General features: G+C 63.5%; 18 protein-coding genes. 13 read left to right on the forward strand and 5 right to left on the reverse strand.

Features of this window, described 5'->3' with window-relative positions:
- Positions 1–157: 157 nt before the first annotated feature.
- The 12 genes from AC1MEK_RS07785 (at position 158) to AC1MEK_RS07840 (ending at position 11,355) form a co-directional block, all read left to right on the forward strand.
- Complete coding sequence (locus AC1MEK_RS07785; protein ID WP_480395690.1) at positions 158–727, forward strand: outer membrane lipoprotein carrier protein LolA; 570 nt, start codon at positions 158–160, stop codon at positions 725–727.
- On the forward strand, positions 717–3,071 hold the full coding sequence (locus tag AC1MEK_RS07790) for an MMPL family transporter (protein ID WP_480395691.1): 2,355 nt from the start codon (positions 717–719) through the stop codon (positions 3,069–3,071). The genes AC1MEK_RS07785 and AC1MEK_RS07790 overlap by 11 nt, the downstream gene beginning before the upstream one ends.
- Positions 3,068–4,240, forward strand: a complete 1,173-nt coding sequence (locus AC1MEK_RS07795) for a cation:proton antiporter (protein ID WP_480395692.1) — start codon at positions 3,068–3,070, stop codon at positions 4,238–4,240. The genes AC1MEK_RS07790 and AC1MEK_RS07795 overlap by 4 nt, the downstream gene beginning before the upstream one ends.
- The gene (locus AC1MEK_RS07800) at positions 4,231–5,478 is read left to right on the forward strand and encodes an NAD(P)/FAD-dependent oxidoreductase (protein ID WP_480395693.1); all 1,248 of its coding nucleotides are present in this window, start codon (positions 4,231–4,233) and stop codon (positions 5,476–5,478) included. The genes AC1MEK_RS07795 and AC1MEK_RS07800 overlap by 10 nt, the downstream gene beginning before the upstream one ends.
- Entirely contained in the window at positions 5,475–6,221 is a 747-nt protein-coding gene (locus AC1MEK_RS07805; protein WP_480395694.1) for a class I SAM-dependent methyltransferase, read from the forward strand. The genes AC1MEK_RS07800 and AC1MEK_RS07805 overlap by 4 nt, the downstream gene beginning before the upstream one ends.
- Positions 6,218–6,706, forward strand: coding sequence for a hypothetical protein (locus tag AC1MEK_RS07810; protein ID WP_480395695.1), 489 nt, complete (start codon positions 6,218–6,220; stop codon positions 6,704–6,706). Before AC1MEK_RS07805 ends, AC1MEK_RS07810 begins: the two co-directional genes overlap by 4 nt.
- Positions 6,703–7,899 (forward strand): beta-ketoacyl-[acyl-carrier-protein] synthase family protein, encoded by a 1,197-nt coding sequence (locus AC1MEK_RS07815; protein ID WP_480395696.1) that lies wholly within the window; start codon positions 6,703–6,705, stop codon positions 7,897–7,899. The genes AC1MEK_RS07810 and AC1MEK_RS07815 overlap by 4 nt, the downstream gene beginning before the upstream one ends.
- 5 nt (positions 7,900–7,904) lie before the next feature.
- Entirely contained in the window at positions 7,905–8,369 is a 465-nt protein-coding gene (locus AC1MEK_RS07820) for a hotdog family protein (protein ID WP_480396054.1), read from the forward strand.
- A complete protein-coding gene (gene fabG / locus AC1MEK_RS07825; protein WP_480395697.1) occupies positions 8,362–9,090 on the forward strand; it encodes a 3-oxoacyl-ACP reductase FabG in 729 nt (242 codons plus the stop codon). The genes AC1MEK_RS07820 and fabG overlap by 8 nt, the downstream gene beginning before the upstream one ends.
- On the forward strand, positions 9,090–10,316 hold the full coding sequence (locus tag AC1MEK_RS07830; protein WP_480395698.1) for a beta-ketoacyl-ACP synthase: 1,227 nt from the start codon (positions 9,090–9,092) through the stop codon (positions 10,314–10,316). The genes fabG and AC1MEK_RS07830 overlap by 1 nt, the downstream gene beginning before the upstream one ends.
- Positions 10,317–10,428: 112 nt before the next feature.
- The gene (locus AC1MEK_RS07835; RefSeq protein WP_480395699.1) at positions 10,429–10,881 is read left to right on the forward strand and encodes a hypothetical protein; all 453 of its coding nucleotides are present in this window, start codon (positions 10,429–10,431) and stop codon (positions 10,879–10,881) included.
- Positions 10,882–10,908: 27 nt separating this feature from the next.
- Positions 10,909–11,355: an excinuclease gene (locus AC1MEK_RS07840; RefSeq protein ID WP_480395700.1), complete on the forward strand. Its 447-nt coding sequence runs from the start codon at positions 10,909–10,911 to the stop codon at positions 11,353–11,355.
- 120 nt (positions 11,356–11,475) lie between these two features.
- Here the strand turns inward: AC1MEK_RS07840 and AC1MEK_RS07845 are convergent, their stop codons facing one another.
- Positions 11,476–12,366 (reverse strand): LysR family transcriptional regulator, encoded by an 891-nt coding sequence (locus AC1MEK_RS07845; RefSeq protein WP_480395701.1) that lies wholly within the window; start codon positions 12,364–12,366, stop codon positions 11,476–11,478.
- A 114-nt stretch (positions 12,367–12,480) separates the two neighbouring features.
- Here AC1MEK_RS07845 and AC1MEK_RS07850 point away from each other — a divergent pair, with 114 nt between their 5' ends.
- On the forward strand, positions 12,481–13,737 hold the full coding sequence (locus AC1MEK_RS07850) for an MFS transporter (protein WP_480395702.1): 1,257 nt from the start codon (positions 12,481–12,483) through the stop codon (positions 13,735–13,737).
- A 293-nt stretch (positions 13,738–14,030) separates the two neighbouring features.
- On the opposite strand, the gene hemE is transcribed toward AC1MEK_RS07850, so the two are convergent.
- The 4 genes from hemE to AC1MEK_RS07870 form a co-directional block, all read right to left on the reverse strand.
- On the reverse strand, positions 14,031–15,095 hold the full coding sequence (hemE, locus tag AC1MEK_RS07855; protein ID WP_480395703.1) for a uroporphyrinogen decarboxylase: 1,065 nt from the start codon (positions 15,093–15,095) through the stop codon (positions 14,031–14,033).
- Positions 15,096–15,344: 249 nt separating this feature from the next.
- A complete protein-coding gene (locus AC1MEK_RS07860; protein ID WP_480395704.1) occupies positions 15,345–16,763 on the reverse strand; it encodes an FAD-dependent oxidoreductase in 1,419 nt (472 codons plus the stop codon).
- Positions 16,764–16,883: 120 nt separating this feature from the next.
- Complete coding sequence (gene gltB / locus AC1MEK_RS07865; RefSeq protein WP_480395705.1) at positions 16,884–21,329, reverse strand: glutamate synthase large subunit; 4,446 nt, start codon at positions 21,327–21,329, stop codon at positions 16,884–16,886.
- Positions 21,330–21,687: 358 nt separating this feature from the next.
- Positions 21,688–23,310 (reverse strand): AAA family ATPase, encoded by a 1,623-nt coding sequence (locus AC1MEK_RS07870; RefSeq protein WP_480395706.1) that lies wholly within the window; start codon positions 23,308–23,310, stop codon positions 21,688–21,690.
- Positions 23,311–23,314 lie beyond the last annotated feature (4 nt).

Below are 23,314 nucleotides of genomic sequence, written 5' to 3' on the forward strand. Positions count from 1 at the left end.
GGGAGTGAGCTTGCTCACGAAGACTGATTCGAACCCCCTGCATCTGCTGCGCCAATATTGGCCTCTTCGTGAGCAAGCTCACTCCCACAGGATATGTGCCCGCCTTGTGAGAGGGTTCATCAGACGCATCGTGAGCAAGCTCACGCCAGCAGTGGCTATGTTGCTCATCAGCCTCAACGCCCACGCCTTCGACCTGCAACAACTGAGCGAGCAACTGGCCAAGCCCGAGGTGATCCACGGTGGCTTCATCCAGGAAAAACACCTGCGCTCCCTGCCGCAGCCGCTGACCAGCAAGGGCAATTTCGTGCTGGCCAAGGACTTCGGCCTGTTGTGGCTGCTGGACACCCCGCTCAAGCAGGATTACCGCATCACCGCCGCCGGCATCGCCCGGCGCGAAGCCGACAACAGCTGGCAGATGCTGCCTGGCAAGAGCGCCGGCGCCGAGCAGAACCGGCTGTTTCTGGCGGTGCTGCAAGGCGACAGCAGCGGGTTGCAGCGGGATTTCGAACTGCAGGTCACTGGCGATGCCCAGGACTGGCACCTGACGCTGGTGCCGCGCTCGATGCTGCTGCAGCAGATTTTCAAGCAGATCAACATCGATGGCGGCGCGCTGGTGCAGCGCATCGAACTGCTGGAAACCCAAGGTGACAGCACGCTTTTGAAGATGGTCGACAGCACCAGCGCCAAGCCGCTGAGCGACGGGGAGCGCGCCGACTTTGCCCGCTGACCGTACCCTGCAGCGCCTGCTGCCGCGCCTGTTCCTGATCATCCTGCTGGCGGTGCTCGCCCTGGCAGGCTGGCAGTGGCGGGCCGGTGCGCCGTTGTCGGCGAACCTGATGGAACTGGTCCCCGGCAGCAGCCCCGACGCGCTGGAATTGCGCGCCGAGCAACGCATTCAGGAGCCGCTGAACCGGGAAATGCTGGTGCTGGTGGGCAACGCAAAAAAACAGCAGGCGGTCGACACGGCCCGGCAGATCAGCGAGCGCTGGCAGGCCAGCGGGTTGTTCGAAAAGGTCCAGTGGAACCTGCAGGCCGACATCCCGGCCCTGCGTGAACAATTGCTCGCCGGGCGGCTGGCGATGCTGTCCGGCGCCGACCGCAACGAGCTGATCGAGCATCCCCAGGCGTTCATCGAGAAACGGGTGCAGAACCTGTTCGACCCATTCGGCGGTTTCAGCCTGGTGGCCAGCCAGGACGACTGGCTGGGCCTGACCGGACGCATCCAAAACAGCCAGCCGATGCGCGGTTCGGTGCAACTGGATATCGGCACCGGCGCCCTGATCGCCCATGCCGATGACAAAGACTGGGTGCTGCTGCGCGCCCGAACCCGCGCCGACGCCTTTGACATGAGCCTGCCGCTGAAAGTCAGCGCGTTGCTGGACCAGGCCCGCAACGAAGCCGCTCAAAGCGACGGCCAACTGCTGGCCGCCAGCGGCTTGCTGTACGCCGCGCAAGGCCAGCAACAGGCGACCCGGGAGATCACCTGGGTCGGCGGCGGCGCCACGCTGGGCATCCTCTTGCTGTTGCTGCTGGCATTCAAACGCTGGCGCGTGTTGCTGGCCTTCGTGCCGGTGCTGGTCGGCATGCTGTTCGGCGCCACGGCCTGTGTCGCGCTGTTCGGCAAGATGCACGTGATGACGCTGGTGCTGGGGTCGAGCCTGATCGGCGTGGCCGTCGACTACCCGCTGCACTACCTGTCCAAGGGCTGGAGCCTGAAACCCTGGCGCAGCTGGTCGGCGCTTCGCCTGACTCTGTCGGGCCTGAGCCTGAGCCTGGCGACCAGCTGCATCGGCTATCTGGCGCTGGCCTGGACGCCGTTCCCGGCCCTGACGCAGATCGCCGTGTTCTCCGCGGCCGGGCTGATCGGCGCCTACCTTACGGCCGTCTGTCTGCTGCCTGCGCTGCTGGCGGGCGTCGAACTGAGTCCCGCGCAGTGGCCGCTCGCATTCACACATAAACTGGTGGACCTGCGCCTGCACCTGCTGAACCGCGTCGGCACGCCGGTGCTGCTGGCCCTGCTGATGATTTTCTGCGCAGCCGGGCTGTGGCAACTGACCACCAAAAACGATATCCGCCAGTGGATCGCCGCACCGCAAAGCCTGACCGACGAAGCCCGTGCCGTAGCGCGCATCACCGGTTATCAGCCCACCAGCCAGTTCTTCCTGGTGCGTGGAGACACTCAGCAGCAACTGTTAGAACGCCAGACCGCGCTCAGCCAGCGCCTCGACCAACTGGTGATGCTGGGCAAGCTGCAAGGCTATCTGTCGCTCAACCAATTGGTTGCCACGCCAGCCCAGCAAGACGCCACCCGCGCCTCCCTCGACGCCTTGCCTAAGCACTGGCAACCGCTGCTGGCCCTCGGCGTGCCGGTCGAAGCACTAGAAAAGGAAGTGGCGGCTCTGCGCGCACTGCCGGTTCAGGACATCGACAACGCGCTGGCAGGCCCGCTGGGCGAGCCATGGCGCCTGCTGTGGATGGGCGACAGCGCCGACGGCAAAGGCGTAGCCGGGATGGTCAGCCTGCAAGGCCTGAATGATGCCAACCTGCTGCGCGTGCAATCTCAGGATCTGCCGGGCGTGCAACTGGTGGACCGCTTGGGCGAGTTGAACAAGGTGTTCGCCGCGACCCAGGTCAGCGCCGCCGAACTGAAACTCCTGTCCTGTGTACTGATCGTGCTGCTGTTGATTCTGCCGTTCGGCCTGGGTGGTGCGCTGCGGGTCATCGCCCTGCCGTTGCTGGCGGCGGTGTGCAGCCTGGCGAGCCTGGGCTGGCTCGGTCAGCCGCTGACTCTGTTCAGCCTGTTTGGCCTGCTACTGGTCACGGCCATCAGCGTCGATTACGCGATTCTCATGCGCGAGCAGATCGGCGGCGCGGCCGTCAGCCTGCTTGGAACGCTGCTTGCCGCGGCCACCACCTGGCTGTCGTTCGGCCTGCTGGCCATTTCCAGCACGCCTGCGGTGAGCAATTTTGGCCTGTCGGTGAGCCTGGGGCTGGCTTTCAGCTTCATGCTGGCGCCCTGGGCGGGCACTCAACAAGGCCATGACGCGGCAACACAGGAGGTGACGGCATGATGGTGGCGGTGTTCTGGGCCCTGATCCTGGTGCTGTTCGCCCTGGCGACGCACCTGGGGCGCCGGCTCAACCTGATCCCGATCGTCAGCCAGTTGCTGCTGACCACCTTCGGCGTGCCGCTGCTGATGCTGTTCTGGGTCGAGCCGAACTGGCACCTGAGCGGCGCGCAACTGGTCGCGCCGGTGTGGCTGAAGACCCTGTACGGCCTGAGTTTCGCCGTGGTGCTGGGGCATATTCTCAGCGACGTGATCGACGTGCGGCTGGACCGCCAGAGCCTGAAAATCGCACTGCCGAGCTTCTGCGTCCCCTTCGTCTGCGGCGTGGCCTGTGCGGCATGGCTGCTGCCGACGCTGCCATGGATCAGCTCACTGGCATTGGGGCTGGTGTTCGCCATTACGGCCATTCCGGTGCTGTACCTGTACCTGCATCACATCGGTTATCCACAGGACGCCACCCGCCGCCTGGTACAGACCGCGATCCTCATCGACCTGGCCTGCTGGAGCCTGTTCGGCCTGGCGCAAGGCAGCCTGCACCTGAGCAGCCTGGCGCTGCCGCTGCTGGGTGCGTGCACGCCGCTGTTGCTGCGCCTGCTGCAGATTCGCCGGGCGCAGGTGTACGGCCTGACGTTTTTCGCCCTGCTGATGCTGGCCGAACATTACCGGCTCAATGCGCTGATCCTGGGCATCGGTTACCTCTTGTGCATGAACGCCCTGCGCCAGCCCTTCGCCTTGCCGCTCAAGGCCGCATGGTTCAAGGCTTTGCAGCATGGCCTGGCGATCCCGCTGATCCTCACTTTCGGCGTGGTGCAGATCAACCTGCACAGCGCCTTGAACGACCTGGGCGCACTCACCCTGTCGATGCTCATCGTGCTGCCGATTGCCAGCAAACTGCTGGGCAACTGGCTCGGCGTGCGCTGGGCCACGCCGTCCTTCGCCGGTGCCGTGCGCTGGAAGGAAGCACTGCTGCTGAACATTCGCGGCCTGAGTGAAATCGTCTTTCTCAACCTGCTGCTGCAACAATCGCTCATCAGCCCCGCGCTGTATTTCGCGCTGATGTGCATGAGCCTGATCGCAACGCTGCTGCCCGCCCTGCTGGGCATGAATCGTCCGTTGCCTGCCGCTGCCGCAGGTACTGTCAAAACACTCGAAAAGGAAACCTTGTGCCCATGACCGATATGGAATTCCGCCAGATCGTGGTGATCGGTGCTGGCCCCGCCGGTGCCATCGCCGCCGCCCTGCTCAAACGCCAGGGCCACGACGTGCTGATCATCGAGCGTCAGCAGTTCCCGCGCTTCTCCATCGGTGAAAGCCTGCTGTCGCACTGCCTGGACTTCGTCGAAGAAGCCGGAATGCTCGACGCGGTCAAGGCCGCCGGCTTCCAGCTCAAGAACGGCGCGGCTTTCGCCTGTGGCGAGCAGTACAGCGCGTTCGATTTCGGCCAGACCTTCAGCAATGGCAAGCCGACCACCTTCCAAGTGCAGCGGGCCGACTTCGACAAGCTGCTGGCCGATGAAGCCGAGCGTCAGGGCGTGGAAGTCCGATATCAGCACACCATCACCGCCGTTGACTTCGACGCCGAACAGCCCTTGCTGGACGTGCAAAAGGCCGATGGCAGCCAGTATCGCGTGCAGGCCGGGTTCGTGCTCGACGCCAGCGGCTACGGTCGAGTTCTGCCGCGCCTGCTGGACCTCGAAGCGCCATCGAACTTCCCGCTGCGTCAGGCGGTGTTCACCCACGTCGAGGATCGCATCGACGATTCGGGCTTCGACCGCGAGAAGATTCTGGTGACCGTGCATCCCACTCTGCGCGACGTGTGGTTCTGGTCGATTCCGTTCAGCAACGGGCGCTGTTCGGTGGGCGTGGTCGCCTCGGCCGAACGCTTCAAGGACAAGCCCGACGATCTGGACGCTTGCCTGCGCGCCTTCATCGATGAAACCCCGAGCCTGGCCCGCGTGCTGCAAAACGCGGTCTGGGACACCCCGGCGCGGACCATCGGCGGCTACGCGGCCAACGTCAAAACCCTGCACGGCAAAGGCTTCGCATTGCTGGGCAACGCCGCAGAGTTTCTGGACCCGGTGTTCTCCTCCGGCGTGACCATCGCCATGCGCTCGGCGAGCATGGCCGCAGGCGTGCTGCATCGTCAGTTGCAGGGTGAAAGCGTGGACTGGGAAAGCGAATTCGCCGCGCCGCTCAAGAAGGGCGTCGACACCTTCCGTGCCTACGTCGAAGGCTGGTACGAGGGCAGTTTCCAGGACGTGATCTTTTACCCCAACAGCACCGACGACATTCGCCGCATGATCTGCTCGATCCTCGCCGGCTATGCCTGGGACGAGCGCAACCCGTTCGTCGCCGAGCCCAAGCGTCGCCTGCGCATGCTCGCTGAAATCTGCGCGAGTACCGACGCATGAACGAGCCATTTTTCAGCCCCACCTACGTCGAAGAAACCCGCATCGGCTTCGCCTTCCTGCGCACTCACACCTGGCAGCACCATGTGCTGCGGGTGGCGATCAACGATTTGCGCAGCCTGTTCGGCGAGCTGCCGCCCGATGCACCAGTGATCCTCGATGCCGGCTGCGGCCAGGGCAAGTCTTTCCAGTACCTGTACAAGGTGTTCAACCCGGCACAGATTCTGGGCGTGGACGCAGACCCGCTCAGCCTGACACTCAGCGGAGAAGAGGCCGAGCGCCGGCGCTTCAATGTCGAGTTGATCGGCAGCGACTGCGCTGCCCTGAAGCTGCCTGACGCCAGTGTCGACATGGTGTTCTGCCACCAGACCTTCCACCATCTGGTCGAGCAGGAAAAGGCCCTGGCCGAGTTCTATCGTGTGCTCAAGCCTGGCGGTTATCTGCTGTTTGCCGAGTCCACCGAGGCCTACATCGACACCTGGGTGATCCGCTGGTTCTTCCGCCACCCGATGCACGTGCAGAAGAGCGCGGCGCAATATCTGGACATGCTGCGCGTGCAGGGTTTTCAATTTGCCGCACACAACGTTTCCTACCCGTACCTGTGGTGGAGCCGGGCCAAGGATTTCGGCCTGCTGGAACGCATGAAACTGGTCAAACCCAAGCCCTTTGGCGAACGCGAAGAGACGCTGGTCAATGTCGTCGCACGCAAACCGCTACAGGCTCTACACGAAGGTGACACCCCATGATTCGCGCCTTGCTGCTGGCTTGCCTGTTGTTGCTGAGCGCCTGCGCCAGCCACGCCCCGGTGCCTGCCCAGATTCCGCACATCAAGTTCCCGGTGCAGTTGCACGTGCAGCGTGAACAGGCCGGCCAGCGCCAGGACTGGCTGCTGGTGGCGCAGAAAGAACGCCACGGGCTGCGCTTCTCGCTGATGGACCCGCTGGGCATTCCGGTAGCGCGCCAGCTGTTGCATGAAGAAACCTGGAAGGCCGACGGCCTGCTGCCGCCCAACCCCGAAGCGCGGGAGCTGTTCGCCGCGGTGCTGTTTGCCCTGACGTCCGAGGAAGAAGTGCGCTTCGATTATCCCGGCGTCGTGCTCCTGCCCCACGCCCGCACGATGGAAGATCGCTGGCGCGTCGACTATGCGTCCGAAGGCTTTTTCCGCATCACCCTGGAGGGCGGCGAGTTGAAGTACATCGTCAGTCCTCTGCAGGGCAAGGCGTCCAAATGACCGCGTACCTCAATGCACTGGGGCTGATCTGCGCGCTGGGCGATGACCGCGCCAGCGTCGCGCGCACGCTGTTTGCCGGGGATACCTCGTGCATGCGTGCTGAAAGCGGCTGGGTACCCGAGCGCGAGCTGCCCGTGGCGTCGGTGAAAAGCGCGCTGCCGTCGATGCCCGCCGAAATGGCACGCCACGACAGTCGCAACAATCAACTGCTGTTGGCTGCCGCATTGCAGATCGAAGCCGACATTCAACAGGCGGTGGAGCGCTATGGCCGCGAGCGCATCGGCGTGATTCTGGGCACCAGCACCTCCGGCATAGACGAAGCCAGCCGTGGTATCGCAACTTACCTCAGCGAGCAGGCATTCCCCGAAAGCTACGACTATCGCCAGCAGGAACTCAGCGCACCGGCCAACTTCCTCGCCCAGTGGCTGAACCTGAGCGGCCCGGCCTACGTGATTTCCACCGCCTGCACCTCCAGCGCCCGGGCCCTGCTCAGCGCCCGCCGGCTGCTGGACATGAACCTGTGCGACGCGGTGCTGTGCGGCGGCGTGGACAGCCTGTGCAAGCTGACGCTCAACGGCTTCTCTTCGCTGGAAGCCGTGTCGGATGCGCGCTGCAATCCGTTTTCGGCCAACCGCGACGGCATCAATATCGGCGAAGCCGCCGTGCTGTTTCTGATGACTCGCGAGGCCAGCGGCGAACACCGGATCGCCCTGCTCGGTGCCGGGGCCAGCTCCGATGCTCACCATATTTCCGCCCCCGAACCGAGCGGCCTAGGCGCGCAGAACGCCATGCACAAGGCCCTGAGCAACGCCGGCCTGCAGGCCGGCGATATCGGCTACCTGAACCTGCACGGCACGGCCACCCAGCACAACGATGCGATGGAGAGCCTGGCGGTGAGCGCGGTGTTCCCTGAGGGGCTGCCCTGCTCGTCCACCAAGCCCATGAGCGGCCACACCCTGGGCGCGGCCGGCGCGCTGGAAGCGGCGTTCTGCTGGCTGGCACTGGCCCCGGACAACCGCGACCACCTACTGCCGCCTCATGTCTGGGACGCGCAGGCCGATACAGACCTGCCGGCCCTGGCGCTGGTCAAGCCCGGCGATGTACTGCGCGCCGATGCGCCGCGCCGTTTCATGAGCAATTCGTTCGCCTTCGGCGGCAACAACGTCAGCCTGATCATCGGAGAAGGAGCATGAGCACGATGACTCCATCCGCCTGGCCTGTGGCCGAACTGGTGCCCCACGCCGGGGACATGATTCTCATCGACGAAGTCCTTGAGTTCGACGAAGAACAGATCCGCACCCGCACCCGCGTACGCCCGGGCGGGCTGTTCAACCGCGCCGACGGCAGCCTGCCGGCGTGGGTCGCCATCGAACTGATGGCCCAGAGCGTGGCCGCCTATGCCGGCTGCCAGGCCAGGGTCAAGGGCGAGCCGGTGGAGCTGGGCTTTCTGCTGGGCACGCGCAAGTTCGAGTGCAACGTCGAGCATTTCCCGGCCGGCAGCGAACTGATCATCCACGCCCAGCGTTCCCTGCAGGACGACAGCGGCATGGGCGTTTTCGAATGCCAGCTCACGGGCCCCGACATCCAGGTCGTCGCCCGCCTCAACGTATACCGCCCGCCGCAATCGGCGAGTTATCTGGCCGAAGGAGCCGCACATGACTGATTCAATCCTGGTCACCGGTTCCAGCCGTGGCATTGGCCGCGCCATCGCCCTGCGTCTGGCGCAGTCCGGCTACGACATCGTGCTGCATTGCCGCAGCGGCCGCGCCGAGGCCGAAACGGTGCAGAGCGAGATCCAGGCCCTGGGCCGGCAGGCGCGCGTGCTGCAGTTCGACGTGGCCGACCGCACCACCTGCAAGGCCGTGCTGGAAGCCGATGTCGAGGCCCACGGCGCCTATTACGGCGTGGTGTGCAACGCAGGCCTGACCCGCGACGGCGCGTTCCCGGCCCTGAGCGAGGACGATTGGGACAGCGTGCTGCGCACCAATCTGGACGGTTTCTACAACGTGCTGCACCCGGTGATGATGCCGATGATTCGTCGCCGCGCCGCCGGGCGGATCGTCTGCATCACCTCGGTGTCGGGGCTGATCGGCAACCGTGGCCAGGTCAACTACAGCGCCTCCAAGGCCGGTGTGATCGGCGCGGCCAAGGCGCTGGCCATCGAACTGGGCAAGCGCAAGATCACCGTCAACTGCGTCGCGCCGGGCCTGATCGACACCGCAATGCTGGACGAAAATGTGCCGGTGGATGAACTGCTCAAGATGATCCCCGCACAACGCATGGGCACCCCGGAAGAAGTCGCCGGTGCCGTGAATTTCCTGATGTCGGCGGAAGCCTCGTACATCACCCGCCAGGTGCTGGCGGTCAACGGAGGCTTGTGCTGATGAAGCGCGTCGTCGTCACCGGCATGGCCGGCATTACTTCGCTGGGCAGCGACTGGGCCAGCATCGAGGCCAATTTCAGCGCCAACCGCAGCGGCATCCGGCGCATGGACGAATGGGATCGCTTCAGCGAACTGAACACCCGCCTGGCCGGGCCCATCGACGACTTCGCTGTGCCCTCTCATTGGACCCGCAAGCAGTTGCGCAGCATGGGCCGGGTGTCGCGCCTGGCGGTCGGCGCCTCGGAAGCGGCGCTGCGCGATGCCGGCTTGCTGGACGATGCGAGCATTCGCGACGGGCGCATGGGCGTGGCCTGCGGCTCGTCCACCGGCAGCACCGACGAAATCAAGGCGTTCGGCAACATGCTGCTCAATTCGGTGGCCGACGGGCTCAATGCCAACTCCTATGTGCGCATGATGCCCCACACAACGGCAGCGAATATCAGCATCTTCTTCAACCTGACCGGGCGCCTGATCCCGACGTCCAGCGCCTGCACCAGCGGCAGCCAGGGCATCGGTTACGCCTATGAGGCAATCAAGTTCGGGCGTTTGCCGATGATGCTCGCCGGTGGCGCCGAAGAGCTGTGCCCCACCGAGGCGATGGTGTTCGACGCGCTCTATGCAACCAGTCTCAAGAACGACGCGCCGCACACCAGCCCGCGCCCCTACGACACCGGGCGCGATGGCCTGGTGATCGGCGAAGGCGGCGGCATGCTGGTCCTCGAAGAACTGGAACACGCCTTGGCCCGTGGCGCGAAGATCCATGCCGAGATCGTCGGGTTCGGCAGCAACGCGGACGGGGTGCACACTACCCGTCCCGAGCAGGTCACCATGCGACGCGCGATGGAACTGGCACTGGAAGATGCCAACCTCTCGCCCGACGCCATCGGCTACGTCAACGGCCATGGCACCGCCACCGAACAGGGCGACATCGCCGAGACCCTGGCCACCCAGACCCTGTTCGGCTCGCGCATGCCCATCAGCTCGCAGAAAAGCTTCCTGGGCCACACCCTGGGTGCCTGCGGCGCGCTGGAATCCTGGTTCACCATCGAAATGCTGAATCGTGACCGCTACATCCACACCCTGAACCTGGATGAAGTCGACAGCCGCTGCGGCGAGCTGGATTACCTGCGCGGCGAACCTCGGCACATGAGCCACGAATTCGTGATGAACAACAACTTTGCCTTTGGCGGGGTCAACACGTCGTTGATCTTCCGTCGCTGGCCGTGATCGCTTCGCTTTCGTAGCAGCACGGCTTGCCGGCGGTGGCGTCATCTGCATCGCTACCGCCGGCAAGCCGTGCTGCTACAGCTGGTTTTACCCACACCTCTGGAGAAATGGAATGCCCTCCCTGTTTCGCGCTGTACTGATGTTCCTGGCCCTGTTGTCTGTCGCAGCCTGTACCAGCAAACCCCTGGTCACCCCTGACCGTACGGTGCCTGCCGATCTGCATGCCGATTACGAGAAGACCAAGCAGGCGATCCTGACCACGCTGGTCAAGCGCAAGTGGGAAGTGCAGCGCATCAGCCCCGATCTGATTCAGGCGCAGATCACCGTGCGCGGGCAGTTCCACGCCGAGATCGATATCCCCTACAGCGCCGATCACTACCAGATCAAATACCGCGACAGCCGCGAGCTGAACTACAAGGACGGCAAGATTCACAAGAACTACAACCGTTGGGTCAGGCTGCTGGACAAGGGCATCCTGCGTGAACTGCGCGACGATCAGGCCAAGGCCACGGCGCGAAGTCTGGCGAACGGCGCCGCCCAGAGCGTGCCGCAAGCCGTGCAGTAACTGTCGATCATCTCAAGGAGTGAAAGCATGAAAATGAAGATCCTGGCCGCCACGGCCGCTGTCGTCTTGAGCACCCTGCCCGGCATCAGCCAGGCTCGTGACACCGCTTTGTATCTGCCATTCGATAAAGTCGTGGCGCAGATGATCCAGGAGAAGAAACTGGACGGCAGCGTGAAGTTCTATCTGGCCGGCGTCACGCCCAAGGGCAAGGTGTCCGTGCTGTCGCCGAACGCCTCGACCAACAAGAAAACCAACGCCTTCAACAAGACCGACCCCGAAGCCTGCGAATGGGTGCTGCAATCGGCGATCCTGCAGTTGAACGAAGCGGCCAAGAAAGCCGGCGCCAATGCGGTGGTCAACATCGCCAGCAACTACAAGAACATCGAACGCAAGGACCCGGTCAACTACGAGTGCCACGTCGGCGCGCTGATTGCGGGCGTTGCGCTCAAGGGTGATCTGGCGAAGGTGCAATAAGCCTCAACGATGCCGGCCCTGTAGGAGCGAATTCATTCGCGAACAATCGCCAGACGACACAGATGTGTCGCCTAGGCGGACATCGCGAATGAATTCGCTCCTACGGGGTGATCGCCGCTACTACCCCGCCTTGCGCGTCACCAGCTCCACGAACGCCTTGGCCATGGGCGACTTCTGATCCCTGCGCTGCACCAGCCACACCGCCGAGGTCGCCTCAGGGTCGAGCAGCGTGCGATACACCACCCCTTCGATGCGCATCCTTTGATACGACGCAGGCAGCACCGTCACACCCAGCCCTGCCGCCACCAGGCCGATGATCGTCATCGCCTCGCCCGCCTCTTGGGTGAACAACGGACTGAATCCCGCCTCCCGCGCCAGGCTGAGCAACTGCGCGTAAAGCCCGCTGCCATAGCTGCGTGGAAAGAACACGAACGGCTCGCTCGCCAGCTCCTTGAGGTACAGCCCCTTCTCGCTGCCTTCGGCCAAGGGATGGTCCGAGCGCAGAATCGCCACCAGCGGCTCTCGCAGCAGCTCCACCGCCACCAGTGATTCGGGCAACGGCAGCGGGCGCATGATGCCCACCTGCATCGACTCTTCCTCCAGCCGCTCGGCGACCTCCCGGCTGCTCATTTCCTGCAGCGCCAAGTGCACCGATGGATAGCGCTGACGAAAGGCGAAGATCGCTTGCGGGATGCTCGACGTGAACGGCGCCGAGGCTGTGAAGCCGATCTTCAGTTCGCCCAGTTCGCCCAACTGCGCGCGGCGGGCGACATCGGAGGCCTTTTCCACCTGAGCCAGCACCAGCCGCGCCTCATCGAGAAACAGCCGCCCGGCTTCGCTCAGCTCCACTCGTCGGTTGGTTCGCTCGAATAACCGCGCTCCCAGCTCTTGCTCCAGCGCCTGAATCTGCTGACTCAACGGCGGCTGCGAGATCCCCAGCGCCTCGGCGGCCCGGCCAAAATGCAGCTCTTCGGCCACGGCGATGAAGTAGCGCAGGTGTCGTAATTCCATGGCAATTCCATTAGGTCGTAAAACCTATCAAATGGGTCGAACAATATATTGGAGGAAATCGTTAGCTGGCTATATTCTTTTTCCAACACCGCGCAATTCCCCCTGAGGTCCACCGTGAATACTGCTGCAGCCCCCGCCGCGCCTGACTCGATCAATGCCGCGATCCCGCTGGGTGATACCTATATCGAAAAAGACACCCCAGCATTCATGCGCACCGTGCTGGCGCTGTTTTCCGGCGGCTTCGCCACCTTCGCCCTGCTCTACTGCGTACAGCCGATGATGCCGATGCTGTCCCGCGAGTTCTCGATCAATGCCGCGCAAAGCAGCCTGATCCTGTCGGTCGCGACCGCCATGATGGCCATCGGTCTGCTGATCACCGGCCCCATTTCCGATCGCCTGGGGCGCAAATCGGTGATGGTCTTCGCGCTGTTCTCGGCAGCGTTCTTCACCATCGCCAGCGCGGTGATGCCTACGTGGGAAGGCATTCTGTTCACTCGGGCGCTGGTCGGCCTGTCGCTGAGCGGCCTGGCGGCCGTGGGGATGACCTACCTCAGCGAAGAAATCCACCCGCAACACATCGGCCTGGCCATGGGCCTGTATATCGGCGGCAACGCGATTGGCGGCATGAGTGGCCGGTTGATCACCGGGGTATTGAGCGACTTCGTCAGCTGGCACACCTCGATCATGATCATGGGCCTGATCGCCCTGGGCGCTGCGTGCCTGTTCTGGAAATTCCTGCCGCCGTCGCGCAACTTCCGCGCCCGCCCGCTCAACGCCCGCAGCCTGCTGGACGGTTTCGTCGTGCAGTTCCGCGACGCAGGCCTGCCATGGCTGTTCCTCGAAGGCTTCCTGCTGATGGGGTCGTTCGTCACGCTGTTTAACTACATCGGCTATCGCCTGCTGGCCGATCCGTACAACCTTAACCAGGCCGTGGTCGGGCTGTTCTCGGTGGTCTACCTGTCGGGCATCTACAGCTCGGCCAAGATCGGCGCCCTGGCCGACAAACTGGGCCGTCGCAACGTGCTATGGGCGGTGATCGTGCTGATGCTCGCGGGTCTCGCGCTGAGCATGTTCACCCCGCTGGCGGTGGTGGTCATTGGCGTGCTGATGTTCACCTTCGGCTTCTTCGGCGCCCATTCGGTGGCCAGCAGCTGGATCGGCCGCCGCGCCATCAAGGCCAAGGGCCAAGCCTCATCGTTGTACCTGTTCAGCTACTACGTCGGCTCCAGCGTTGCAGGCACTGGAGGCGGCGTGTTCTGGCATTACGCGGGCTGGAACGGGATCGGCATCTTTATCGGGATTCTGTTGCTGGCGGCGCTCGGTGCGGCGTTGAAGCTGGCGCGGGTGCAGCCGCTGGCGGTGAATGTGTAAGGGGTAATCGACCGCCGTTGATTCTGCCCGGAGGGCGTGGCGCTCACGGATACGCTTTTGATTCTGCCCGAAGGGCGTGGGAGCGTAGCTTGCTCGCGATCTGGCGCGAAGCGGCAGCAAACCCCCGTGTTCGCGGTGTATCTGACATACCCAGGTTGCGTGGTTTTACTGCCGCTTCGCGCCAGATCGCGAGCAAGCTACGCTCCTACGCCTTCGGCAGAAGCAGAACTCAGTGCATATACGATGAGAAACGCCCGGTAAACCCGGGCGTTTTTATATCCAGCATCCAGCGCTTACTGGTGATACTTCGCCGACAACTCATGCACCGCTTCAATGAAAGCCCCCGCATTCGCCGGATCGACTTCTGGCGTGATGCCATGACCAAGGTTGAAAACGTGGCCGGTGCCGCTGCCGTAGCTGGCGAGGATGTTCGAGACTTCCTGGCGGATGGCTTCGGGGCGGGCGTAGAGCACGGTGGGGTCCATGTTGCCTTGCAGGGCGACCTTGCTGCCGACGCGGCGGCGGGCTTCGCCGATGTCGCAGGTCCAGTCCAGGCCCAGCGCGTCGGCACCGGCGTCGGCGATGCTTTCCAGCCACAGGCCGCCGCCCTTGGTGAACAGGATGACCGGCACCTTGCGCCCGTCGTGTTCGCGGATCAGGCCGCTGACGATCTTGCGCATGTAGGCCAGGGAGAATTCCTGGTACGCCGCCGCCGAGAGGCTGCCGCCCCAGCTGTCGAAGATCTGCACGGCCTGGGCGCCCGCCAGGATCTGGCCGTTGAGGTAGGCCGTGACCGATTGCGCCAGCTTGTCGAGCAAAAGGTGCATGGCTTGCGGGTTGTCGTAGAGCATGGCCTTGGATTTGCGGAAGTCTTTCGACGAGCCGCCTTCGACCATGTAGGTGGCCAACGTCCACGGGCTGCCAGAGAAGCCGATCAGCGGCACGCGGCCATTGAGCTCACGGCGGATGGTGCTGACCGCGCTCATCACGTAGCCCAGGTCTTGCTGCGCATCGGGAATCGGCAGGGCTTCGATGTCGGCCAGGGTGCTGACGGTCTTCTTGAAACGCGGGCCTTCGCCGGTCTCGAAGTACAGGCCCAGACCCATGGCGTCGGGAACGGTGAGGATGTCGGAGAACAGGATCGCCGCATCCAGCGGGTAGCGCTCCAGCGGTTGCAGGGTGACTTCGCAGGCGAACTCCGGGTTCTTGCACAGGCTCATGAAATCCCCGGCCTTGGCGCGGCTGGCGCGGTATTCCGGAAGGTAGCGACCGGCCTGACGCATCATCCACACGGGTGTGACGTCTACGGGTTGCTTGAGCAGGGCGCGAAGGAAACGGTCGTTCTTCAGGGCAGTCATGGCGAAATCCGCTAAAAAAGTGCGCGCATTTTCTCAGACACCAACGCAAAAGGCACGGTAAGTACCGTGCCTTTTATCTATGAGGGCGATTTGTCGCAGAAAACCTGCTGGTTCTGCAGCGCCGCAAATCAACTGTGGGAGTGAGCTTGCTCACGAAAGGGGTTTTATATCCAGCATCCCTGCTGAATGAGCCGGCGCTTTCGCGAGCAAGCTCGCTCCCACAGTTTGAAGCACCATCCCTGTCAGAGGTCAGACGCCCAGGTAATCCAGAATCCCCTCAGCCGCATTACGGCCTTCAAAGATCGCGGTCACAACCAGGTCAGAACCGCGGACCATGTCGCCGCCGGCGAAGATCTTCGGGTTGCTGGTCTGGTGCTTGAACTTGCCTTGCTCCGGCGCCACTACGCGGCCCTGGCTGTCCATCTCGATACCATACTGCTCGAACCATGGCGCGGGGCTTGGGCGGAAGCCGAAGGCGATGACCACGGCGTCGGCAGGGATGATCTCCTCGGAACCCGGGATCGGCTCGGGGCTGCGACGGCCACGGGCGTCAGGCTCGCCGAGACGAGTCTCGACCACCTTCACGCCTTCGACCTTGTCTTCACCGACGATGGCGATGGGCTGGCGGTTGTAGAGGAACTTCACGCCTTCTTCCTTGGCGTTCTTCACTTCCTTGCGCGAGCCCGGCATGTTTTCTTCGTCGCGGCGATAGGCACAGGTCACGGCCTTGGCACCCTGGCGGATCGAGGTACGGTTGCAGTCCATCGCGGTGTCACCGCCGCCCAGGACCACGACCTTCTTGCCTTTCATGTCGACGAAATCTTCCGGCGACTTTTCAAAGCCCAGGTTGCGGTTGACGTTGGCGATCAGGAAATCCAGCGCGTCATGAACGCCCGGCAGGTCCTCGCCCGGGAAACCACCCTTCATGTAGGTGTAGGTGCCCATGCCCATGAACACGGCATCGAACTCGTTCAGCAGCTGCTCGACGCTGATGTCCTTGCCGACTTCGGTATTGAGGCGGAACTCGATACCCATGCCGGTGAAGACTTCGCGGCGGTTGCTCAGCACGCTCTTTTCGAGCTTGAACTCGGGGATACCGAAGGTCAGCAGACCGCCGATTTCCGGGTTCTTGTCGAACACCACCGGGGTCACGCCACCGCGCACCAGCACGTCGGCGCAGCCCAGGCCCGCCGGGCCCGCACCGATGATCGCCACACGCTTGCCGGTCGGCACCACGCGGGACATGTCCGGGCGCCAGCCCATGGCGAAGGCGGTGTCGGTGATGTACTTCTCGACCGAACCGATGGTCACGGCGCCGAAGCCGTCGTTCAGGGTACAGGCCCCTTCACACAGACGGTCTTGCGGGCACACGCGGCCGCAGACTTCCGGCAGGGTGTTGGTCTGGTGCGACAGCTCGGCGGCAGCGAGGATGTTGCCCTCGCTCACCAGCTTCAGCCAGTTGGGAATGAAGTTATGCACAGGGCATTTCCATTCGCAGTACGGGTTACCGCAACCCAGGCAGCGGTGGGCCTGGTCGGCCGACTGCTGGGGTTTGAAGGGTTCGTAGATCTCCACGAACTCTTTCTTGCGTTGACGCAACAGTTTCTTCTTCGGATCTTTGCGCCCGACATCGATGAACTGGAAGTCGTTACTGAGACGTTCAGCCATTCTCTTCAACCTCTACACGACAGCTTCGGGCTACCCGCCTGAAGCTGTAAGAATCATGTTCGCAGGCACTCGCGCACTGCCGTTAGCTTGCGGCGTGAAACACGCCGCTGACAGTTGCCCTTATTGCGGGTTGGCGCGGGTGCTGGACAACAGCGACTTCAGGTTCGCAGCCTTCGGCTTGACCAGCCAGAAGCGGCGCAGGTAGTCGTCCAGGTTTTCCCAGAGATTACGGCCCCACTCGCTGTCGGTTTCTGCCACGTACTCGGCCAGCACGCGCTCCAGGTGGCTGCGATAGGCTTCCATCGCTTCGCCGCTGATGCGCTGGATTTCCACCAGCTCGTGGTTGACCCGGTCAACGAAGGTGTTGTCCTGGTCGAGCACGTAGGCGAAACCGCCGGTCATGCCGGAACCGAAGTTGTAACCGGTCTTGCCCAGTACGCAGATGAAACCGCCGGTCATGTATTCGCAGCAGTGATCGCCTGTGCCTTCCACGACTGCGTGGGCGCCGGAGTTACGCACGCCGAAACGCTCGCCCGCGGTGCCTGCGGCGAACAGCTTGCCGCCGGTGGCGCCGTACAGGCAGGTGTTGCCGACGATGGCGCTGTCCTGGGTTTTGAACGGGCTGCCTTTCGGCGGCACGATCACCAGTTTGCCTGCGGTCATGCCTTTGCCGACGTAGTCGTTGGCATCGCCTTCCAGGTACATGTTCAGGCCGCCGGCGTTCCACACACCGAAGCTCTGACCGGCCGTGCCCTTGAAGCGGAAGGTCACCGGGGCGTCTTTCATGCCCTGGTTGCCGTGCAGCTTGGCGATTTCGCCGGAGATCCGCGCGCCGATGGAACGGTCGCAGTTGCAGATTTCCAGCTCGTACTCGCCACCGGACTTGGACTCGATGGCGCCCTTGGCCAGCTCGACCATTTTCTCGGCCAGCAGGCCCTGGTCGAACGGCGGGTTGCGCTCGACGCCACAGAACTGTGGCTTGTCGGCAGGCACGTGGTCGCTGCCCAGCAAAGGCGACAGGTCCAGGTGCTTCTGCTTCTCGGTCTCGCCCGGCAGGATGTCCAGCAGATCAGTACGGCCGATCAGCTCTTCCAGCGAGCGCACGCCCAGTTTGGCCAGCCATTCGCGGGTTTCTTCGGCCACGTAGGTGAAGAAGTTGATCACCATGTCGACGGTGCCGATGTAGTGATCCTTGCGCAGCTTGTCGTTCTGGGTCGCAACACCGGTCGCGCAGTTGTTCAGGTGGCAGATACGCAGGTATTTGCAGCCCAGCGCGATCATCGGCGCGGTACCGAAGCCGAAGCTTTCGGCGCCGAGGATGGCGGCCTTGATCACGTCCAGACCGGTTTTCAGACCACCGTCGGTCTGTACCCGGACCTTGCCGCGCAGGTCGTTGCCGCGCAGGGTCTGGTGGGTTTCGGCCAGGCCGATTTCCCACGGAGCGCCCGCGTACTTGATCGACGACAGCGGCGATGCACCGGTGCCGCCGTCGTAGCCGGAGATGGTGATCAGGTCGGCGTAGGCCTTGGCCACACCGGCGGCGATGGTCCCGACGCCCGCTTCTGCCACCAGCTTGACCGACACCAGCGCGGCCGGGTTGACCTGCTTGAGGTCGAAAATCAGCTGGGACAAGTCTTCGATCGAGTAGATGTCGTGGTGCGGCGGTGGCGAAATCAGGGTGACGCCCGGCACTGCATAACGCAGCTTGGCGATCAGGCCGTTGACCTTGCCGCCTGGCAGCTGGCCGCCCTCGCCCGGCTTGGCGCCCTGGGCGACCTTGATCTGCAGCACGTCGGCGTTGACCAGGTACTCAGGCGTAACACCGAACCGTCCGGTCGCGATCTGCTTGATCTTGGAGCTGCGGATGGTGCCGTAGCGCGACGGATCTTCACCGCCCTCACCGGAGTTGGAGCGCGCGCCCAGGCGGTTCATCGCCTCGGCCAGCGCTTCGTGAGCTTCCGGCGACAGTGCGCCCAGCGAGATACCCGCCGAGTCGAAACGCTTGAGGATCGCTTCCAGCGGCTCGACTTCGTCGAGGCTCATCGGGGTGTCCAGTTCCTTGACCTTGAACAGGTCGCGGACCATCGACACCGGACGGTTGTCCACCAGCGCGGTGTATTCCTTGAACTTGGCGTAGTCGCCCTGCTGCACGGCAGCTTGCAGGGTCGCGACCACGTCAGGGTTGTAGGCGTGGTACTCGCCGCCGTAGACGAACTTCAGCAGACCGCCCTGCTGGATCGGCTTGCGCGCGCTCCAGGCTTCTGCGGCCAGTGCCTTCTGTTCTTCTTCCAGATCGACGAAACGCGCACCCTTGATGCGGCTCGGCACGCCACGGAAGCTCAGCTCGCAGACTTCTTCGGACAGGCCGATGGCTTCGAACAGTTGAGCACCGCGGTACGAACCGATGGTCGAGATGCCCATCTTCGACAGGATCTTGAGCAGGCCCTTGGTGATGCCCTTGCGGTAGTTCTTGAAGACTTCGTACAGATCGCCCAGCACTTCGCCGGTGCGGATCAGGTCGCCCAGCACTTCGTAGGCCAGGAACGGATAGACCGCCGACGCACCGAAACCGATCAGCACGGCGAAGTGATGCGGGTCACGGGCAGTCGCGGTCTCGACCAGAATGTTGCTGTCGCAACGCAGGCCTTTTTCGGTCAGGCGGTGGTGTACCGCGCCGGTGGCCAGCGAAGCGTGGATCGGCAGTTTGCCCGGCGCGATGTGGCGGTCGGACAGCACGATCTGGGTACGACCGCTGCGCACGGCTTCTTCGGCCTGATCCACCACGTTGCGCACGGCAGCTTCCAGGCCCATGGACTCGTCGTAGTTCAGGTCGATGATCGCGCGGTCGAAACCTTCGCGCTCCAGGTTCATCAGCGCGCGCCACTTGGCTGGCGAGATGATCGGCGAGCTGAGGATCACGCGCGAGGCGTGCTCGGGCGATTCCTGGAAGATGTTGCGCTCGGCGCCCAGGCAGACTTCCAGCGACATGACGATTGCTTCACGCAGCGGGTCGATCGGCGGGTTGGTGACCTGCGCGAACTGCTGGCGGAAATAGTCGTACGGCGTGCGCACACGGCGCGACAGCACGGCCATCGGCGTGTCGTCGCCCATGGAGCCCACGGCTTCCTGGCCTTGCTCGCCCAGCGGACGCAGCACCTGATCGCGTTCTTCGAACGTGACCTGGAACATCTTCATGTACTGCTTGAGCTGGTCAGGGTTGTAGAACGCCGAACCGTGGTCGTGATCTTCCAGCGTCGCCTGGATGCGCAGCGCGTGCTTGCGCAGCCACTGCTTGTACGGGTGGCGCGACTTCAGGCGGCTGTCGATGGCGTCGGTGTCGAGGATCTGGCCGGTTTCGGTGTCCACGGCGAAGATCTGGCCCGGGCCCACTCGGCCCTTGGCGATGACGTCTTCGGGGGTGTAGTTCCACACGCCGATTTCCGAGGCCAGGGTGATGTAGCCGTTCTTGGTGGTGACCCAGCGCGCCGGACGCAGACCGTTACGGTCGAGCAGGCAGACCGCGTGGCGACCTTCGGTCATCACGATGCCGGCCGGGCCGTCCCACGGCTCCATGTGCATGGAGTTGAATTCGTAGAACGCACGCAGATCCGGGTCCATGGTCTCGACGTTCTGCCACGCCGGCGGCACCAGCATGCGCACGCCACGGAACAGGTCGATGCCGCCGGTGACCATCAGCTCCAGCATGTTGTCCATGCTCGAGGAGTCGGAACCCACGCGGTTGACCAGCGGGCCGAGTTCTTCCAGGTCCATCAGGTCGTTGGTGAACTTGGTGCGACGGGCCTGGGCCCAGTTGCGGTTACCGGTGATGGTATTGATCTCGCCGTTGTGGGCGAGGAAGCGGAACGGCTGCGCCAGCGGCCATTTCGGCAGGGTGTTGGTCGAGAAGCGCTGGTGGAACACGCAGATAGCGGTGCGCATGCGCTCGTCGCTGAGGTCTGGATAGAATGCCGTGAGGTCACGCGGCATCATCAGACCCTTATAAATGATGGTCTTGTGCGAGAAGCTGCAGATGTAGTGGTCGGTGTCGGCGGCGTTGGCAACCGACGAACGGCGACGGGCGCTGAACAGCTTGATCGCGAATTCCTGATCGCTCAGGCCTTCACCGCCGATGAACACCTGCTCGATCTTCGGCAGACGCTCCAGCGCCAGACGGCCCAGCACGCTGGTGTCGATCGGCACCTGGCGCCAGCCAATCAGGGTCAGGCCTTCGGCGAGGATTTCGCGATTCATGTTCTCGCGGGCGGCTTCGGCCTTGGCGTCGTCCTGGTTCAGGAACACCATGCCCACGCAATACTGGCGCGGCAGCTCGACGCCGAAGTGCTCGGTGGCCACGGCACGCAGGAACATGTCGGGTTTTTGCATCAACAGCCCGCAACCGTCACCGGTCTTGCCGTCGGCGTTGATCCCACCACGGTGGGTCATGCAGGTCAGGGCTTCAATAGCCGTCTGCAACAGGTGATGACTGGGTTCGCCTTGCATATGGGCGATCAGGCCGAAACCACAGTTATCCTTGAATTCTTCCGGACGATACAGACCTGCTTTCATAGACACGTTCTCACCAGGCTGCCCCTTAGCGGGACAAATTTCTTTTCAATTCAGCCATTTACCGTCCACGCCGAACGTACGCCGGCTTTGCGGGAGCAAAAGGGAGGTCATTGTACACACCGACACAAAGCCCCACAAATTTAGCGACGAAACGTCGCAAATTCATGTCGCAATTATGAAAGGTTTTAAGTCGATTCTCGTGCTAGCCAGAGCTTTGTTGCGAGTCTGACCAAAGAGAGCCCGAAATTCAATGTGTGTCTGAGACGCAGACACCGCAAGGCGCGCTGCTCATTGGCAGCACGCTCAAGCGTGATTTCAGGGGAGCCAACAGAGCGGCCTGGGTAAGGCCGCTACATGATTAGCGAGCTGCGGCGAGTTCCTGTTGGATGCTGCCGACAGTGCGAGGCCAAGGTTTACCAGCCTGAACCTTCGCTGGCAAGACCTTGATGGCGGCGAGTGCCGCATTGCGGTCTGCAAAACTGCCGTAAGTCACGACGTACAGCGGCTTGCCTTGCAGGGTTTTCTTGAAGTAACGGTACTCGGCGCCCTGCTCTTTCACGTAGTTCTGAGCAGTGGCCTCGGAGCTGGTGCCGAGAATCTGCACCACGTAGTGGCCCGGGGCCTGACCGGCATACCAGCCACCGCCGGAAGTCGCAGGCGCGGCAGCGGCTGGCTTCTCAGTTGGCTTGGTTGTCGGCTTGGCAGTGGCGACCTGAGTCGGCGCAGGCGCAGGCTTGGCGGCCGGGGCTGGCGCAGGTTTGGCGGCAGGCGCTGCCGGAGCCGGACGCGGCGTCGGGACAGGCGTCTGCGCCATGGTCGGCGCCGGGCTGGCGGTGGCGCCTGCCGGCGGGGCCATGGTGGTCACGGTTGGCGGTTGCAGCGGCTGGTTGGCAGCCGGGCCGCCATCTTCGCCATCGCCTTCGCCCGAACCTGCGGCTTCGGCCAGCGGGCCGCGCATCACCGGCTGAGAGTTACCGACCAACGGTAGCGGCATCGGCTGCGAATTGCCGGCGAACTCGATGGCCGGGCCGCCGTTGTTCGATTGCTGAGCAGGCGCCTGACCCTGACCCAGCGGCAATTGCGCCTGGGAATTGGCCGGCGCCGTCGGCGCATTGCCACGCCCCGGAATCAGCACTGCAGCCAGCACCGCTGCAGCCACCACACCACCCAGAGCCAACACATATTTCTTGGACATCTTGAACCCCATACTTGGACGCTTGACCGCAGAGCGGCTGGCGATCATGGCTTCGATCATCGAGTCGCGCGCGACCTGGTTGATCGCGCCCGGCCATCCATTGGATTGTTCGTGAATATCGGCAATCTGCTCGGCACTGAACACTTCAATGCCCTGGCCTGCGCCGTCCAGGCGCTGGGCCAGGTATTCACGGGTTTCTTCTTCGGTGTACGGAGCCAGCTCGATCACGTGGAAGCGTTCGCCTTCCACGCCACTCTCGGTGCACAGCTGATCCAGACGATCGATGATCGACGCCTCGCCGAACAGGAACACGTGCGGACGCCCCTCCGGGGTACCCGCCGCCAGTTCCAACAACGCTTCGAGTGCGGATTCGCCCAGTTGTTCGGCATCGTCCACCAGGATGTAGACTTCCTGGCCGGTCAGGGCCAGTTGCACGACCTGGGACAGGATCGGGCGCATCTCCGGCTGATCGACATTCAGCGCCTGGGCCACCTGGCGCAGCACGCCAGAGGCGTCGCCGGCGCCACGGGCCGAGACCACCACGCTTTGCACCGACTGCTTGTTGGTGCTGGCCACCAGGGCCTGGCGCAGCAGGGTCTTGCCGCTGCCGTGCGGGCCGGTCACCAACAGCAGCAGTTCGCTGTAGCGGGCCAGATGGTGCAGTTGCCCCAGCACGGGCTTGCGCTGGGCCGGGAAGAACTTGAAGCCGGGGACCCGCGTGGCGAATGGGTCATGACTCAACTGGTAATGACCGAGGAAGGCCTCATCGGCGTGCAAACTAGTCATGGAT

The sequence above is a fragment of the Pseudomonas sp. 2 genome, assembly GCF_056627435.1.

What these genes read in the sequence shown, in the direction of transcription:
- AC1MEK_RS07785 (WP_480395690.1), top strand. Translation starts at nt 158, where the DNA reads ATGTTGCTCATCAGCCTCAACGCCCACGCCTTCGACCTGCAACAACTG.
- AC1MEK_RS07795 (WP_480395692.1), top strand. Translation starts at nt 3,068, where the DNA reads ATGATGGTGGCGGTGTTCTGGGCCCTGATCCTGGTGCTGTTCGCCCTG.
- AC1MEK_RS07805 (WP_480395694.1), top strand. Translation starts at nt 5,475, where the DNA reads ATGAACGAGCCATTTTTCAGCCCCACCTACGTCGAAGAAACCCGCATC.
- AC1MEK_RS07810 (WP_480395695.1), top strand. Translation starts at nt 6,218, where the DNA reads ATGATTCGCGCCTTGCTGCTGGCTTGCCTGTTGTTGCTGAGCGCCTGC.
- AC1MEK_RS07815 (WP_480395696.1), top strand. Translation starts at nt 6,703, where the DNA reads ATGACCGCGTACCTCAATGCACTGGGGCTGATCTGCGCGCTGGGCGAT.
- AC1MEK_RS07820 (WP_480396054.1), top strand. Translation starts at nt 7,905, where the DNA reads ATGACTCCATCCGCCTGGCCTGTGGCCGAACTGGTGCCCCACGCCGGG.
- fabG (WP_480395697.1), top strand. Translation starts at nt 8,362, where the DNA reads ATGACTGATTCAATCCTGGTCACCGGTTCCAGCCGTGGCATTGGCCGC.
- AC1MEK_RS07830 (WP_480395698.1), top strand. Translation starts at nt 9,090, where the DNA reads ATGAAGCGCGTCGTCGTCACCGGCATGGCCGGCATTACTTCGCTGGGC.
- AC1MEK_RS07835 (WP_480395699.1), top strand. Translation starts at nt 10,429, where the DNA reads ATGCCCTCCCTGTTTCGCGCTGTACTGATGTTCCTGGCCCTGTTGTCT.
- AC1MEK_RS07840 (WP_480395700.1), top strand. Translation starts at nt 10,909, where the DNA reads ATGAAAATGAAGATCCTGGCCGCCACGGCCGCTGTCGTCTTGAGCACC.
- AC1MEK_RS07845 (WP_480395701.1), bottom strand. Translation starts at nt 12,366, where the DNA reads ATGGAATTACGACACCTGCGCTACTTCATCGCCGTGGCCGAAGAGCTG.
- hemE (WP_480395703.1), bottom strand. Translation starts at nt 15,095, where the DNA reads ATGACTGCCCTGAAGAACGACCGTTTCCTTCGCGCCCTGCTCAAGCAA.
- AC1MEK_RS07860 (WP_480395704.1), bottom strand. Translation starts at nt 16,763, where the DNA reads ATGGCTGAACGTCTCAGTAACGACTTCCAGTTCATCGATGTCGGGCGC.
- gltB (WP_480395705.1), bottom strand. Translation starts at nt 21,329, where the DNA reads ATGAAAGCAGGTCTGTATCGTCCGGAAGAATTCAAGGATAACTGTGGT.
- AC1MEK_RS07870 (WP_480395706.1), bottom strand. Translation starts at nt 23,310, where the DNA reads ATGACTAGTTTGCACGCCGATGAGGCCTTCCTCGGTCATTACCAGTTG.